The following is a 12,887-nucleotide window of genomic DNA, read 5'->3' on the forward strand; positions in this document are numbered from 1 at the left end:
GAGCGACGCGTCGTGAGCCCAGGCCGACCGCCGGACCCGGGCCGGGTGTGAGCGACGCGTCGTGAGCCCAGGCCGACCGCCGGACCCGGGCCGGGCGTGAGCGGCGCGTCGTGAGCCCAGGCCGACCGCCGGACCCGGGCCGGGTGTGAGCGGCGCGTGGTGAGGCCGGGCCGGCTCCGGTGGTGCTGCTCCTCAGAACACCGACAGGCCGGTCAGGGTCGTGAAGCGGTCCAGGGCCGCTACACCCGCCACCGAGTTCCCGCGTTCGTCCAGGCCCGGGCTCCACACGCACAGCGTGCACCGGCCCGGTACGACGGCGATGATCCCGCCGCCGACCCCGCTCTTGCCGGGCAGGCCGACGCGGTAGGCGAAGTCGCCGGCCGCGTCGTACGTGCCGCAGGTCAGCATGACCGCGTTGACCTGCTTGGCCTGGCTGCGGCTGAGCAGCCGGCTGCCGTCGGCGCGGATGCCGTGCCGGGCGAGGAAGCCGGTGGCGAGGGCCAGGTCGGCGCAGGAGGCGGCGACGGAGCACTGCCGGAAGTACTGGTCGAGCAGGACCGGCACCTCGTTGTCGATGTTGCCGTAGGACGCCATGAAGTGGGCGAGGGCGGCGTTGCGGTCGCCGTGCGCGGTCTCGGAGGCGGCGACCTCCAGGTCGAAGTCCAGCGCGGGGTTGCCGCTCTCGGCGCGCAGGAACGACAGCAGCTCGCCGGCCGCGTCTCCGGTACGGGTCTGCAGGCGGTCGGTGACGACCAGGGCACCCGCGTTGATGAAAGGATTCCGCGGGATGCCGTTCTCGTACTCCAGCTGGATCAGCGAGTTGAACGGGTTGCCGGACGGCTCGCGGCCGACGTGCTCCCAGAGTTCGTCGCCCTCGCGGGCCAGGTCCAGGGCGAGCGTGAAGACCTTGGTGATGGACTGCGTGGAGAACGGCTGCCGCCAGTCCCCCACCCCGTACACCGTGCCGTCCAGCTCGGCGACGGCCATGCCGAAACTGCGCGGGTCGCGTGCGGCGAGCGCCGGGATGTAGTCGGCGGACCGGCCGCGCCCGGGAGTGCGTTCGATCTCCGCCAGGATGCTGTCGAGGACCGGTTGGAACTGCGAGGACATGATCGTCATCATGCCGCACCGCCGCCGTCGGGGCGCCTCGGGGGCGGCGGGCCGGGTGCGGGGGTGACGGCACCCGCGTGGCGGCCCCGGCCGGCGGTCCGGAGCGGGCGGCACGCGGGTGCCGTGGCGTCAGAGCACCTGCGGGGCCCCGTTGCCGGCGAGCACCTCCGGGCGGAGCAGCGCCGTCAGCCGTTCGGCGGGCAGCAGGCCCTTCTCCAGCACCAGCTCGGCGACGCCGCGGCCGGTGCGCAGGGCCTCCTTGGCGATGTCGGTCGCCGCCGTGTAGCCGATGTGCGGGTTGAGCGCGGTGACCAGGCCGATGGAGTTCTCCACGGTGGCGCGCAGCCGCTCGGTGTTGGCGGTGATGCCGGACACGCAGCGCTCGGCGAGCGTGAGGCAGGCGCTCTGCAGGTGCGTGATCGACTCCGACAGGGAGTGCAGGATGATCGGCTCGAAGGCGTTGAGCTGGAGCTGCCCGGCCTCGGCGGCCATGGTGATGGCGACGTCGTTGCCGATCACCTCGAAGGCGACCTGGTTGACCACCTCGGGGATGACCGGGTTGACCTTGCCCGGCATGATCGACGAGCCGGCCTGCACCGGCGGCAGGTTGATCTCGCCGAGCCCCGCGCGCGGGCCGGAGGACAGCAGGCGCAGGTCGTTGCAGCTCTTGGAGAGCTTGACCGCGATCCGCTTCAGGACGCCGGACATCTGGACGAAGGCGCCGCAGTCCTGGGTGGCCTCGACCAGGTTGGCGGCCGTGACCAGGGGCAGGCCGGTGATGGCGGACAGGTGGCGGCGGGCCGCCTCGGCGTAGCCGGCGGGCGCGTTGAGGCCGGTGCCGATGGCCGTGGCGCCGAGGTTGATCTCATGGATCAGCTCGACGGCCTCGGCGAGCCGGCTGCGGTCCTCCTCGATCATGACGGCGAACGCGGAGAACTCCTGGCCGAGCGTCATCGGCACGGCGTCCTGCAACTGGGTACGGCCCATCTTGAGCACGTCACGGAACTCGACGGCCTTGCGGGCGAACGCGTCCTGCAGTACGGACATCGCCTTGAGCAGGCCGCGTACCGCGAAGACCGTCGCTATCTTGACGGCGGTCGGGTAGACGTCGTTGGTCGACTGGCCGAGGTTGACGTCCTCGTTGGGGTGCAGATACGCGTACCGGCCCTTGGCGTGGCCGAGCAGTTCCAGCGCGCGGTTGGCCACGACCTCGTTGGCGTTCATGTTGGTGGACGTGCCGGCACCGCCCTGGATGACGTCCACGACGAACTGGTCGTGCAGCTTGCCGGCGCGGATCTCCCGGCAGGCCGCGACGATCGCCGCGGCCTTCTCGGGCGCCAGCAGCCCGAGTTCCTCGTTGGCGAGCGCGGCCGCCTCCTTGACGGCGGCCAGGGCGTCGATCAGATGCGGGTACGCGGAGATCGGGGTGCCGGTGATGGGGAAGTTCTCCGTCGCGCGCAGGGTGTGGACACCCCAGTACGCGTCGGCGGGGACGTCACGGTCGCCGAGCAGGTCGTGCTCGCTGCGGGTGGCGGCGGTCATGAGGGTTCAGGTCCTCTTTCCGGAGGTTGGGGGTCAGGGCCCCGAAGGGGCGCGGGGAACTGCGCGACCGGCGACGAACGGCCCGCGGACCGGCGACGGCCCGCAGTCCCCCTCGGAACGCGGCGGAACTAGGCGCAGGAGGTGACCGGAACGGGATCCAGCGCACGCACGGGGCGCACGCAGCCCACCGGCTCCCCGCCCCCGAGCAGCGGCTCCCCAGCGAACTCCGTCAGCAGCGCGGGGTCGACGCCGGCGCGGGCCAACGCGGCCGCCGCCACCGGTATCCGCGCCCGGTTCGCCCCGTCGGCGATCTTCACGGCGACGGCCGTGCCGTCCGGCAGCGCGGCGACCTGTACGCCCTCGAAGCCGTCCTTGGCGAGCAGCCCGGGCACGGCCCGCATGAGCGCGGCCACGTCCCGGCCGACGCCGGAGGCCATCTCGGCGTGCTCGCGCATCGCGTCGGCGACCCGGGCCTCGGGGGTGCCGGGCTCGGCCGAGGTGATCCGGGCCAGGGCGCGGGCGAGGCCGTGCAGGGAGATGGAGAACAGCGGGGCGCCGCAGCCGTCCACGGTGACCCGGGCGACGCGCTGGCCGGTCAGCTCCTCGACGGTCTCGGCTACGGCCTGCTGCAGCGGGTGCGCCGGGTCCAGGTAGTCCTCCAGGGACCAGCCGTTGACGCGGGCCGTCCACAGCATGGCGGCGTGCTTGCCGGAGCAGTTCTGGGCGAGGCGGGAGGGCTGCCGGCCCTCGCGGACCCAGGCGTCCCGGACGGCCGGGCCGAACGGCATGTCGGGCACGTTGCGCAGGTCGGCCTCGGTGAGCCCGGCGAGTTCGAGGATGCGCCGGGTGCCGGCGAGGTGGCGTTCCTCGCCGGAATGGCTCGCCGCGGCCAGCGACAGCAGGGCGCCGTCGAGCGGCAGCCCGGCCCGCAGCATGGCCACGGCCTGCACGGGCTTGAGGGCGGAGCGCGGGTAGAAGGCCGCCTCGATGTCGCCGAGCTGGAACCGCACCTGCCCGTCGGCGCCGAGGACGACGACGGAGCCGTGGTGGACGCCCTCGACGACCCCGCCGCGGATGAGGTGGGCGACGGGGGCGTGGAGGGGTTCGCGGACGACGGGGGCGTCGGCGGGGGGACTGCTGTACATCACTGCCTGATCACGGGGTCGGGGTCGGCCGGTACGCGGGTCACGCGTCGGCGCCGGTGGACGTGCGGGACATGCGGGCGCGGATGGTGTACCAGCCCGCGACCAGTGCTGCGACGATCAGCGGCAGGCACAGCACGGTGGTGCGTCCGGCGCCGCCGTCGGCGTACATGAGGACCAGGACGGAGGCGAGGAACGCCAGCGTCACGAGTTCGGTCCAGGGGGAGCCCGGCAGCCGGTACGACGGCCGGGTCAGCTCGCCGTTGCGGGTCTTCCGCCAGAAGAGCAGGTGACAGAGCATGATCATGCCCCAGGTCGCGAGGATGCCGATCGCCGCGAAGTTGAGGACGATCTCGAACGCGTCGGCGGGGACGACGTAGTTCAGGCCCACGCCGAGGACACAGATACCGCTGGTGAGCAGGATCCCGCCGTAGGGGACCTGGCTGCGGCTCATCCGGCCGGTGAACCTCGGGGCCGAACCGCTCATCGCCATGGAGCGCAGGATGCGGCCGGTGGAGTACAGGCCGGAGTTCAGCGACGACATGGCCGCGGTCAGGACGACCAGGTTCATCACGCCGCCGGCCGCCGGGACGCCGATGTTGGACAGGACGGTGACGAAGGGGCTCTCGCCGGCGGAGTACTTGCTCCACGGGAGCAGCATCGACAGCAGGACGACCGAGCCGACGTAGAACAGGCCCACGCGCCACATGATCGAGTTGATCGCCTTCGGCATGATCTTCTCGGGGTTCTCGGTCTCGCCCGCGGCGACGCCGACCAGCTCGACCGAGGCGTAGGCGAAGACGACGCCCTGGATGATCAGCAGCATGGGCAGCAGACCGTTGGGGAAGACGCCGCCGTTGTCGGTGATCAGGGACGGCCCGGGGTGGTGGCCGGCGACCGGGTGCTGGGTGACCAGCAGGAAGATGCCGATGCACATGAAGACCACGAGCGCGCCGACCTTGACGATCGCGAACCAGAACTCCAGCTCACCGAATATCTTGACCGAGATCAGGTTGACCGTCAGGACGACCGCGAGGGCGATCAACGCGATCAACCATTGCGGGATGTCGGAGAACATGCCCCAGTAGTGCGTGTACGTGGCGACGGCCGTGATGTCGGCGATGCCGGTGGTCGCCCAGTTCAGGAAGTACATCCAGCCCGCGGTGTAGGCGCCCTTCTCGCCCATGAACTCCCGGGCGTACGACACGAAGGCGCCGGAGGACGGGCGGTAGAGGACGAGTTCGCCGAGGGCGCGCACGACCAGGAAGGCGAAGACGCCGCAGACGGCGTACGCGATGAACAGGGAGGGTCCGGCGTCGGCGAGCCGGCCGCCGGCGCCGAGGAAGAGGCCGGTGCCGATGGCGCCGCCGATGGCGATCATGTTGACGTGCCGGTGCTTCAGGCCTTTGCTGTAGCCGGCGTCTCCGGCGTCGACATGGCCGGACGAGGGGCGCGTCTCGTCTTTGAGGTGCTGCTCGCTCACGCCTCGGGTCCGCCTTCCGTAGGGGGGTCCGTCCGCTGGGGACGCACGATGTCGGTGAGGGTCGTCTCGACGCGGTCCAGGTGGTGGCTCATGGCCTCCACCGCGTCGTGCTCGGAACCGTCGACCAGCGCCTCGACGATCGCCCGGTGCTCCCGGTTGGACTGCTCGCGGCGTCCGCCCAGCTCGTTGAGGAAGGCCGACTGACGCGCCAGTGCGTCGCGGATCTCCTCGATGACCCGGCGGAAGACCGGGTTCTGGGCGGCCTCGGCCACGGCGAGGTGGAAGAGGGTGTCCATCGCGACCCAGGCGGTGGTGTCCGTCTCCCGCTCCATGCGGTCGAGCAGGTGGGCCAGGTGGTCCAGGTTCTCCGGGGTGCGGCGCGCGGCCGCGTACCCGGCGACCGGGATCTCGATGTGCCGGCGCACCTCCAGCAGGTCGCTGGCCGCGTAGTCGCCGAAGGTGGGGTCCTCGACGGTGTTCGCGACGACGAAGGTGCCCTTGCCGGTCCTGGAGACCGTGAGGCCCATCGTCTGCAGCGCGCGCAGCGCCTCGCGCAGCACGGGCCGGGACACCTCGAGGGTGCGGCACAGCTCGGCCTCGGAGGGAAGCTTGTCGCCGATGGCGTACCGGCCGCGCTCGATGGCGCCGCGGAGGTGGTCGAGCACCGCTTCCATGGCGCTCACGCGCCGCGGGACCGGACCACCTGTCTGGCTGTCTGACAGGTTCACGGGAGCGATCCTGCGGGGTGCGGGCGGGGAGTGTCAAGAGATGGGGTAAGGAGACATTCACGGGGTGCGGCGCCTGAATGCAGGCATCCGCACCCCGCGGGTGATCAGCGGCTTTCGTTCAGCTGCTGAGCGTGCCGGTGGCGAGCAGGCCGAGCAGGCCCACGCCGATGACGATCCGGTAGATCACGAAGGCGTTGAAGGAGTGCTTGGCGACGAACTTGAGCAGCCAGGCGATGGAGGCGTAGGCGACCACGAACGACACGATCGTGCCGACGGCCAGCGGAGCGGCGCCGACGCCCGCGCCGAGGGCGTCCTTCAGCTCGTACAGGCCCGCGCCGGTCAGGGCCGGGATGCCCAGGAAGAACGAGAGCCGGGTGGCGGCGACGCGGTCCAGGTCCAGGATGAGGGCGGTGGACATGGTGGCGCCGGAGCGGGAGAAGCCGGGGAAGAGCAGGGCGAGGATCTGGGAGCAGCCGACCCACATCGCGTCCTTGAAGGACGTGTCGTCCTCACCGCGCTTGTGCCGGCCCATCTGGTCGGCGGCCCACATCACGCCCGAGCCGGCGATCAGCGAGCCGGCGACCACCCACAGCGAGGCGAGCGGGCCGTCGATCAGCGGCTTCGCGGCCAGGCCCACGACCACGATCGGGATGGTGGCGGCGATGACCCACCAGGCGAACTTGTAGTCGTGGTGGTAGCGCTCCTCGCGGTGGGCCAGGCCGCGGAACCACGCGGAGACGATCCGCCTGATGTCCTTGAAGAAGTACACGAGCACGGCGGCGATGGCACCGACCTGGATGACGGCGGAGAAGCCGACGACGGACTTGTCGTCGACGGGGATGTCCATGAGCCCCTCGGCGATCTTGAGGTGGCCGGTGGAGGACACGGGGAGGAACTCGGTCACCCCCTCGACTACTCCGAGGACGATGGCCTGACCGACGGAGATGGCGCTCATGGGATCCAGTTCTGAGGAAGGTTGGTCGACATTGCTGTAGACAGTACTCACTGTGCCCGGCCGGGTGGCAAGCGCTCAGGCCCACAGGGCGCCGGCGAGTGCGGCCCCGGCGAAGGCCGCCGCGAGCCCCGCCACCACGCTTGCCGCGACGTTCAGGGCAGCGTAGAGCCCGGAGCCGGCCTCGGTCAGCCGCAGGGTCTCGTAGGAGAACGTCGAGTACGTCGTCAGCGCGCCGCACAGCCCGGTACCCAGCAGGAGCTGGAGGTGCGGCCCCGCGGCTCCCGCGGAGACGGCGCCGGTGAGCAGCCCGAGGACCAGGCAGCCGACCACGTTCACCACGAAGGTGCCCCACGGGAAGAGCGAGTCGTGGCGGGCCTGCACGGCGCGGTCGGTGAGATAGCGCACGGGGGCGCCGACGACGGCTCCCGCGACGACCAGCAGCCAGTTCACAACGACTTCTTACCCTCCGGGTCCGTTTTGTCCGGACCGGGGGTGGGTCCCGCGTACCGGACCACCTCGCACTCCTCCACGGTGACGAGGGCCCCGCCGGCCAGTTCCTCCAGCTGCGGCAGGAACGCCCGGATCCGCTCCTCGGCGTCCACCACGACCACGGCGACCGGCAGGTCCTCGCTCAGGGACAGCAGGCGGGAGGTGTGGATGTGGGAGGAGGCGCCGAAGCCCTCCACGCCCCGGAAGACGCTGGCCCCGGCGAGCCCGGCGGCGTGCGCCCGGTGCACGATCTCGGTGTAACGGGGCCGGTGGTGCCAGGTCTCGTTCTCGCCGAGGTAGACGGTGAGCCGGAGGGCACGGTCGGTACGGAACGTCATTGCCGCCTCCAGGTCAGCAGCCGGCGGGCGGCCACCGAGGCGAGCCACACCGCCGCGAGGGCCGCGCACAGGGTCGCGGCGAGATAGGCCAGGGCCGTGCCGGGGCGGCCGGCGTCCGCCAGTCCGCGGATGTCGACCGCGTAGGTGGAGAAGGTGGTGAAGCCGCCGAGGACGCCGGTGCCGAGGAACGGGCGCAGCAGGCGGTGGGCGGCCCACACCTCGGTGACGAGCACCATGAGCACGCCCATGGCGGCGCAGCCGGAGACGTTGGTCCAGAAGGTCGCCCACGGGAAGCCGCCGGCGGGGGTCGGCAAGGCGAGCGTGAGGGCGTAGCGGGCCGTCGCGCCGAGCGCGCCGCCGGCCGCCACGGCCGCGACGACGGGCGCCTGGGCACGCCACTCGGTCCGCCGCGCGGGCGCGGGGCGGTCGCCGCGGGTCTCGGTCTGCGGGCCTGTCATCCTGGTGGGTCTCCTGTTCGGCCCCTGTCCCGGCGGGGATCAAGGCCGGGACCAGGGTACCGCCGCCTCAGCGCGCGGCAGGGCGGGCGCAGACCGCCACACCGGACTCCCAGAGGCTGCCCAGCACCAGGTGGTCACCGGTCGCGCACACGCTGGTGACCATGCGGAAGCCGGAGCGCCGGCGGGTGAGGTGGTGGAGGGTCCGGCCCCGGTCGTCCACGGCGACCACGGCGGCGGTCCGGCTCGGCCGGTACGGCGCGCGTACGGCGGCCCGGGCGGCGCCCCGGCGGACGGCCGGCGGGGCTCGGTGCAGCAGGTCCAGCGGGGGGACGCGGGGACTGGCCAGGGCGACCCAGACCGGGCCGTCGGGTCCCGCGCGCCAGAGGTTGTCCGGCATGCCGGGCAGCTCGGCGAAGGGCTCGGCGCGGCCCGCGCGGGGGCCGGTGAGCCGGAAGCGGGTGAGGCGGCAGGAGCCGGTCTCGGCGATCACCAGGAAGGAACCGTCGGCACTCGCGGCGAGCCCGTTGGCGAACTGCAGCCCGTCCAGCAGGACTTCGGGTTCCCGGTCCTCGGGGGCGAGCCGCAGCAGGCGCCCGGTGCCGGTGTGTTCGACGATGTCGCCGATCCACCGGCGGAGGGGGTGGCGGCGGCTGGAGACGGTGAAGTACACGGTGCCGTCCGGCAGGGCGACGGCGTTGCTGCAGAAGCCGAGCCGCTCCCCCGCCACCGAGTCCGCGAGGACCCGGACGGTGCCTTTCCCGGTGTCCACGCGCAGCAGGCCGCGTTCCGCGTCGCACACCAACAGGCCGCCGTCCGGCAGGAGTTCGAGCCCGAGGGGCCGGCCGCCGGTCTCGGCCAGCACCTCCGTGCGGGCCGTGAGCGGGTCGCCGAGGTGGTGGACGCGCAGGATGCGTCCGTCCGCCACTCCGGTCAGCACCCGCCCGTGCGGGTCGGCGACGACGTCCTCGGGGCCGCGGGCGCCCAGGGAGACGTAGTGGAGCGGCACGAGTGCCGTCGGTCGGTCCATGTGCGTCCCTTCTCCGTCGGGGCGCCCTCGCCCCCCTGCCCACGGTCCCCCGCGGCCGTGGTCCGTCACCACCCCTTCTCGAACATCCGGGCCACCTCGGCGATACGGATCTCGTCGCGCCGGTAGTAGGTGCGGCAGCGGATCCGGCGGGTGCGCAGCAGGCCGAGGCGGGTGAGGAGGTCCAGGTGGGCGACGGCGGTCCGGCGGGGTACGCCCAGCTTGTCGGCGACGGCCCGCGCGGTGACGCCCGTCCCGGCGGGATCGCCGCGGCGCGCGGCCGGGAAGTGGGCCGGCGGGTCCTTGAGCCACTCCAGGATGGTCTGCCGCATCCGGCCCGAGGGAGTCCCCGTCATCCGTCCGCCCTCCCGTCCCGGCCTCCTGATACGCAGTGTTCCCACTGTCGCGCGGGCGACGCCGTCCCGTCCGGGACTCGACGGCCGTTGTCCGGTACCGGACGGCCGTGCGTCCCAGGAGGTGTCCAGCGGGCCCGGGATCACGGCGGGGGACGGGCCGCCTGGTGCGGCCGGGCCCCGTGCGGACGGTTCAGCGGTGGCCGAACCACGTCAGGGAGGAGAGCGCCTTGTCGTCGTAGCCGAACAGGGCCTGGTTCTCCCGGCCGTTGCCGGAGGCGGCGTCCGCCGGGTCCCAGCCGTTGCCGTCGACGGCGGTCCAGGTGGCCTCCCAGTAGAAGACGCCGAGCCCGCGGCCGTTCGGGACGGCCTCCACGATGCTCGCCGACCGGGACGGCGCCCGGGACATGGTCCGGCACCTGCTGTCGCTGGGCCGGCGCCGGATCGGCGTGGTGACCGGACCGCTGGACACTCCCGGTGGGGTGGAGCGGCTCGCCGGGTACCGGGAGGTGCTCGCCGAGGCGGTCATGGCGGCCGACGAGCGGCTCGTCGTCTCCGGTGACTACAGCCGGGCCAGCGGGGAGGCGGGCGCGGAGCGGCTGCTGGCGCAGGCGCCGGACATGGACGCCGTGTTCGTCGCCTCGGACCTGATGGCGCGTGCCGGCGGTCCTGCACCGGGCCGGCAGGCGGGTGCCGGACGACGTCGCCGTGGGCGGCTTCGACGACTCGCCGGCGGCGACCGCCGCCACCCCGGCACTCACCACGATCCGGCAGCCGTGGGACCGGATCAGCAACGAGATGGTGCGGGTGCTGCTCGCCCAGATGGGCGGGGAGGACCCGGCGGCGGTGATCCTGCCGACGGAGCTGGTCAGGCGCGACTCGACGTGACGTCGGGTGCCTTGGTCCGCCGGACGTCACGGCACTCGACCTGCGACGCGCCGCCGTACGGCGTGACGGTGGTCCGGGTGCCCGTGACGGTGCCGTCCAGGCAGAGCCGGCCGTCCATGATCCGCAGGTCGAGCGTGAACGTCGTGCTCCGGCCCGTCCTGTCCGGGCCGTCGATGCGCTCGTCCAGGTAACCGAGGCCGCGCAGCGCGTCCCTGACCTGGTCGGGTGTGGGATCGGGCGTCTTCTCCAGGGCGTCGCCGATCCGCCGGGCGTGGACGCGGGCCTCGCACTTCTCGACGCCGGTCAGCGCCACTTCTGCGCGGGGGTCGGCCGGCGTCCCGGACGTCTCGGGAGCCGGCCTGCTCGGGAGCGTGGGCAGCCGCGTGGGCGCGGTGCGCGGCTTCCCGGGCTCGGACGGCTCGGGCGGGACGGTGGCCGGTGCCTGGGGCACGCACGGCTCGGCGAGCGAGGTGAGCAGCTCCATGAACTGGACGAACTCCGGTCCCTCGGAGTGCGTGCGGGCGGTCACGGACCGGCTGCCGGCACCTTCGCTCCCGGTCTGCCCGCCGCCCGCCCGCTCGCTGCCGCAGGCGGACAGGACCAGCGCGCACAGGGCGAGGGGCACGGCCCGGTTCCGGACCCGGGCGAGCCGAACCGCCCGGCCGCCAGGAGAAGTTCCGCTGAGGAGTGGCTTCATGGATGCAGTCTCGGGTGCGTGCGGCGGCCGGGCATGAGTACGGCTACTCAGTTTCCCTCCGCGCGCCGGCGCGGTGGGTCGCCGGGTGTCACCAGCCCCGTCTCGTAGGCGAGGACCACCGCTTGGGCGCGGTCGCGCAGGCCGAGCTTGGCGAAGATGCGGGCCACGTGGGACTTGACCGTGGCCTCGCTCAGGACCAGGTCGGCGGCCAGTTCGCCGTTGGACAGGCCGCGGCCCATCAGCGTCAGCACCTCCCGCTCGCGGGGGGTGAGGGCGGCCAGGCCGTCGGGTAGGGATGGGCGGGTCCGCTCGGCCTCGGCCGCGTACCGCTCCACCAGGCGCCGGGTGATCTGCGGGGCCAGCAGGGCGTCGCCGGTGCCGACCAGCCGTACGGCCGCCGCCAGGTGCTCCGGGGTGACGTCCTTGAGCAGGAAGCCGCTGGCCCCGAGCGACAGGGCCGTGTACACGTACCGGTCCAGGTCGAAGGTGGTCAGCATGAGCACCCGGCAGCCGGGGGCGTCGGCCAGGATGCGCCGGGTGGCCTCCAGGCCGTCCATGACCGGCATGCGGATGTCCATGAGGACGACGTCCGGCTTCAGTTCGCGGACCGCGGCGACCGCCTCGGCGCCGTCGGCGGCCTCGCCGGCCACCTCGATGCCCCGGGCGGTGAGGATCAGCCGGAAGCCGGTCCGGATCAGCGTCTGGTCGTCGGCGATCAGGACGCGGGGCGCCCGCTCGGGCGCGTTCGCGGTCACGGCCGGTCCAGGGGGATGCGGGCGCGGACGCGGAAGCCGCCGCCGAGTCTGCGCCGGGCGTCGAGGTCGCCGCCGTAGACGGCGACCCGTTCGCGCAGGCCGAGCAGGCCGCGTCCGGTGCCCTGGCCGTGCGGTCCGGGGCCGGTCGGCGCGGTTCCGGTTCCGGTTCCGTTGCCGGTGAGCACGCTGGGGCCGGTGTTGAGGATCTCGACGCGCAGGGCGTGGTCGGCGTAGCGCACGGTCACCTGCGCCCTGCCGCCGTCGCCGTGCCGGAGCGCGTTGGTCAGGGCCTCCTGGACGATGCGGTAGGCGGTCACGTCGACGCCCTGCGGCAGCGTCCGCAGCTCGCCCGAGACGCGGACCTCGACGGGCAGCCCGGCGAACGATATCCGGTCCACCAGCGGGCCGAGGCGGTCGAGGCCGGGCTGCGGGGCGAGCGGCGTACGCGCTGGTGCCGCGCCCGGTTCCGCCTCCGGCCCCGGGTCGCCGTCCGTGCCGTCCTGCGCGGGGGCGAGCAGGCCCAGCAGGTGCCTGAGGTCGGTCATCGCGCCCCGGCCCGCGTCCTCGACGGCCCGCAGCGCGGTCGCCGCCTCGTCCGGCATCGTGCCGAGCACCTCGCGGGCGGCGCTGGCCTGGACGACCATCAGGCTGACGTTGTGGCTCACGATGTCGTGCAACTCCCGGGCGATCCGGTCGCGTTCGGCCGCGATCGCGGCCTCGGCCGCGCTCTCCCGCTCGCGCTCCAGCAGCCAGCCCCGCTCCCCCACCGCCGCCTGCCAGCGGCGCCGGGTGCGCACCAGCGCCACGGTCAGTCCCAGGACGGCCGCGCACGCCACCGCGAGCAGCGCCGTCAGCATGTCGTACTCCCCCATGGCCCCACTCTCGCAGACGGCACCGACAGCCGCATCGACCTGGGGATCCACCG

The 12,887-nt window shown here is 73.2% G+C and carries 14 protein-coding genes and 2 pseudogenes; 1 reads left to right on the forward strand and 15 read right to left on the reverse strand.

What is annotated here, in order from left to right:
- Positions 1–192: 192 nt before the first annotated feature.
- The 12 genes and pseudogenes from ABZ923_RS19120 to ABZ923_RS19175 all read right to left on the reverse strand — a co-directional run.
- Complete coding sequence (locus tag ABZ923_RS19120) at positions 193–1,119, reverse strand: glutaminase (RefSeq protein WP_361473008.1); 927 nt, start codon at positions 1,117–1,119, stop codon at positions 193–195.
- A gap of 120 nt (positions 1,120–1,239) precedes the next feature.
- The gene (aspA, locus tag ABZ923_RS19125) at positions 1,240–2,652 is read right to left on the reverse strand and encodes an aspartate ammonia-lyase (protein WP_361472844.1); all 1,413 of its coding nucleotides are present in this window, start codon (positions 2,650–2,652) and stop codon (positions 1,240–1,242) included.
- Positions 2,653–2,780: 128 nt separating this feature from the next.
- The gene (locus ABZ923_RS19130; protein ID WP_361472847.1) at positions 2,781–3,797 is read right to left on the reverse strand and encodes an asparaginase; all 1,017 of its coding nucleotides are present in this window, start codon (positions 3,795–3,797) and stop codon (positions 2,781–2,783) included.
- Positions 3,798–3,837: 40 nt separating this feature from the next.
- Positions 3,838–5,277 carry an amino acid permease gene (locus tag ABZ923_RS19135; protein WP_361472850.1) on the reverse strand — a complete coding sequence of 480 codons (1,440 nt, stop codon included), beginning with the start codon at positions 5,275–5,277 and terminating at the stop codon, positions 3,838–3,840.
- Entirely contained in the window at positions 5,274–5,951 is a 678-nt protein-coding gene (locus tag ABZ923_RS19140; protein WP_361473011.1) for a FadR/GntR family transcriptional regulator, read from the reverse strand. The genes ABZ923_RS19135 and ABZ923_RS19140 overlap by 4 nt, the downstream gene beginning before the upstream one ends.
- Before the next feature lie 172 nt (positions 5,952–6,123).
- Complete coding sequence (locus tag ABZ923_RS19145; protein ID WP_361472853.1) at positions 6,124–6,960, reverse strand: undecaprenyl-diphosphate phosphatase; 837 nt, start codon at positions 6,958–6,960, stop codon at positions 6,124–6,126.
- A 75-nt stretch (positions 6,961–7,035) separates the two neighbouring features.
- Positions 7,036–7,410, reverse strand: a complete 375-nt coding sequence (gene crcB / locus ABZ923_RS19150; protein ID WP_361472856.1) for a fluoride efflux transporter CrcB — start codon at positions 7,408–7,410, stop codon at positions 7,036–7,038.
- Complete coding sequence (locus ABZ923_RS19155; protein ID WP_361472859.1) at positions 7,407–7,787, reverse strand: DUF190 domain-containing protein; 381 nt, start codon at positions 7,785–7,787, stop codon at positions 7,407–7,409. The genes crcB (ABZ923_RS19150) and ABZ923_RS19155 overlap by 4 nt, the downstream gene beginning before the upstream one ends.
- A complete protein-coding gene (gene crcB, locus ABZ923_RS19160; RefSeq protein WP_361472861.1) occupies positions 7,784–8,245 on the reverse strand; it encodes a fluoride efflux transporter CrcB in 462 nt (153 codons plus the stop codon). The genes ABZ923_RS19155 and crcB (ABZ923_RS19160) overlap by 4 nt, the downstream gene beginning before the upstream one ends.
- Before the next feature lie 67 nt (positions 8,246–8,312).
- Entirely contained in the window at positions 8,313–9,272 is a 960-nt protein-coding gene (locus tag ABZ923_RS19165; protein ID WP_361472864.1) for an SMP-30/gluconolactonase/LRE family protein, read from the reverse strand.
- A 65-nt stretch (positions 9,273–9,337) separates the two neighbouring features.
- A complete protein-coding gene (locus ABZ923_RS19170; protein WP_361472867.1) occupies positions 9,338–9,625 on the reverse strand; it encodes an ArsR family transcriptional regulator in 288 nt (95 codons plus the stop codon).
- A 190-nt stretch (positions 9,626–9,815) separates the two neighbouring features.
- Positions 9,816–10,007: pseudogene (locus ABZ923_RS19175) on the reverse strand (glycosyl hydrolase 53 family protein); the annotation flags it as partial.
- On the opposite strand from ABZ923_RS19175, the pseudogene ABZ923_RS19180 reads away from it, so the two are divergent.
- Positions 10,003–10,510 (forward strand): annotated as a pseudogene (locus ABZ923_RS19180) (substrate-binding domain-containing protein); the annotation flags it as partial. The pseudogenes ABZ923_RS19175 and ABZ923_RS19180 overlap by 5 nt on opposite strands.
- Here the strand turns inward: ABZ923_RS19180 and ABZ923_RS19185 are convergent.
- From ABZ923_RS19185 to ABZ923_RS19195, 3 genes are read right to left on the reverse strand one after another with little or no spacing between them, the layout of a single operon-like run.
- Positions 10,491–11,207 carry a hypothetical protein gene (locus tag ABZ923_RS19185; protein ID WP_361472870.1) on the reverse strand — a complete coding sequence of 239 codons (717 nt, stop codon included), beginning with the start codon at positions 11,205–11,207 and terminating at the stop codon, positions 10,491–10,493. The pseudogene ABZ923_RS19180 and the gene ABZ923_RS19185 sit on opposite strands and share 20 nt — an antisense overlap.
- Before the next feature lie 47 nt (positions 11,208–11,254).
- Positions 11,255–11,962, reverse strand: coding sequence for a response regulator transcription factor (locus ABZ923_RS19190; protein ID WP_361472873.1), 708 nt, complete (start codon positions 11,960–11,962; stop codon positions 11,255–11,257).
- Positions 11,959–12,834 carry a histidine kinase gene (locus ABZ923_RS19195; RefSeq protein ID WP_361472876.1) on the reverse strand — a complete coding sequence of 292 codons (876 nt, stop codon included), beginning with the start codon at positions 12,832–12,834 and terminating at the stop codon, positions 11,959–11,961. The genes ABZ923_RS19190 and ABZ923_RS19195 overlap by 4 nt, the downstream gene beginning before the upstream one ends.
- Between the last annotated feature and the right edge of the window lie 53 nt (positions 12,835–12,887).

It is taken from the genome of Streptomyces sp. NPDC046881, from assembly GCF_040645015.1.
Taxonomy (GTDB): Bacteria; Actinomycetota; Actinomycetes; order Streptomycetales; family Streptomycetaceae; genus Streptomyces.

Coding starts and splice junctions, on each gene's coding strand:
- ABZ923_RS19145 (WP_361472853.1), bottom strand. CDS start 6,960: ATGAGCGCCATCTCCGTCGGTCAGGCCATCGTCCTCGGAGTAGTCGAG.
- ABZ923_RS19130 (WP_361472847.1), bottom strand. CDS start 3,797: ATGTACAGCAGTCCCCCCGCCGACGCCCCCGTCGTCCGCGAACCCCTC.
- crcB (WP_361472861.1), bottom strand. CDS start 8,245: ATGACAGGCCCGCAGACCGAGACCCGCGGCGACCGCCCCGCGCCCGCG.
- ABZ923_RS19195 (WP_361472876.1), bottom strand. CDS start 12,834: ATGGGGGAGTACGACATGCTGACGGCGCTGCTCGCGGTGGCGTGCGCG.
- ABZ923_RS19185 (WP_361472870.1), bottom strand. CDS start 11,207: ATGAAGCCACTCCTCAGCGGAACTTCTCCTGGCGGCCGGGCGGTTCGG.
- ABZ923_RS19120 (WP_361473008.1), bottom strand. CDS start 1,119: ATGACGATCATGTCCTCGCAGTTCCAACCGGTCCTCGACAGCATCCTG.
- aspA (WP_361472844.1), bottom strand. CDS start 2,652: ATGACCGCCGCCACCCGCAGCGAGCACGACCTGCTCGGCGACCGTGAC.
- ABZ923_RS19165 (WP_361472864.1), bottom strand. CDS start 9,272: ATGGACCGACCGACGGCACTCGTGCCGCTCCACTACGTCTCCCTGGGC.
- ABZ923_RS19170 (WP_361472867.1), bottom strand. CDS start 9,625: ATGACGGGGACTCCCTCGGGCCGGATGCGGCAGACCATCCTGGAGTGG.
- ABZ923_RS19155 (WP_361472859.1), bottom strand. CDS start 7,787: ATGACGTTCCGTACCGACCGTGCCCTCCGGCTCACCGTCTACCTCGGC.
- ABZ923_RS19140 (WP_361473011.1), bottom strand. CDS start 5,951: ATGGAAGCGGTGCTCGACCACCTCCGCGGCGCCATCGAGCGCGGCCGG.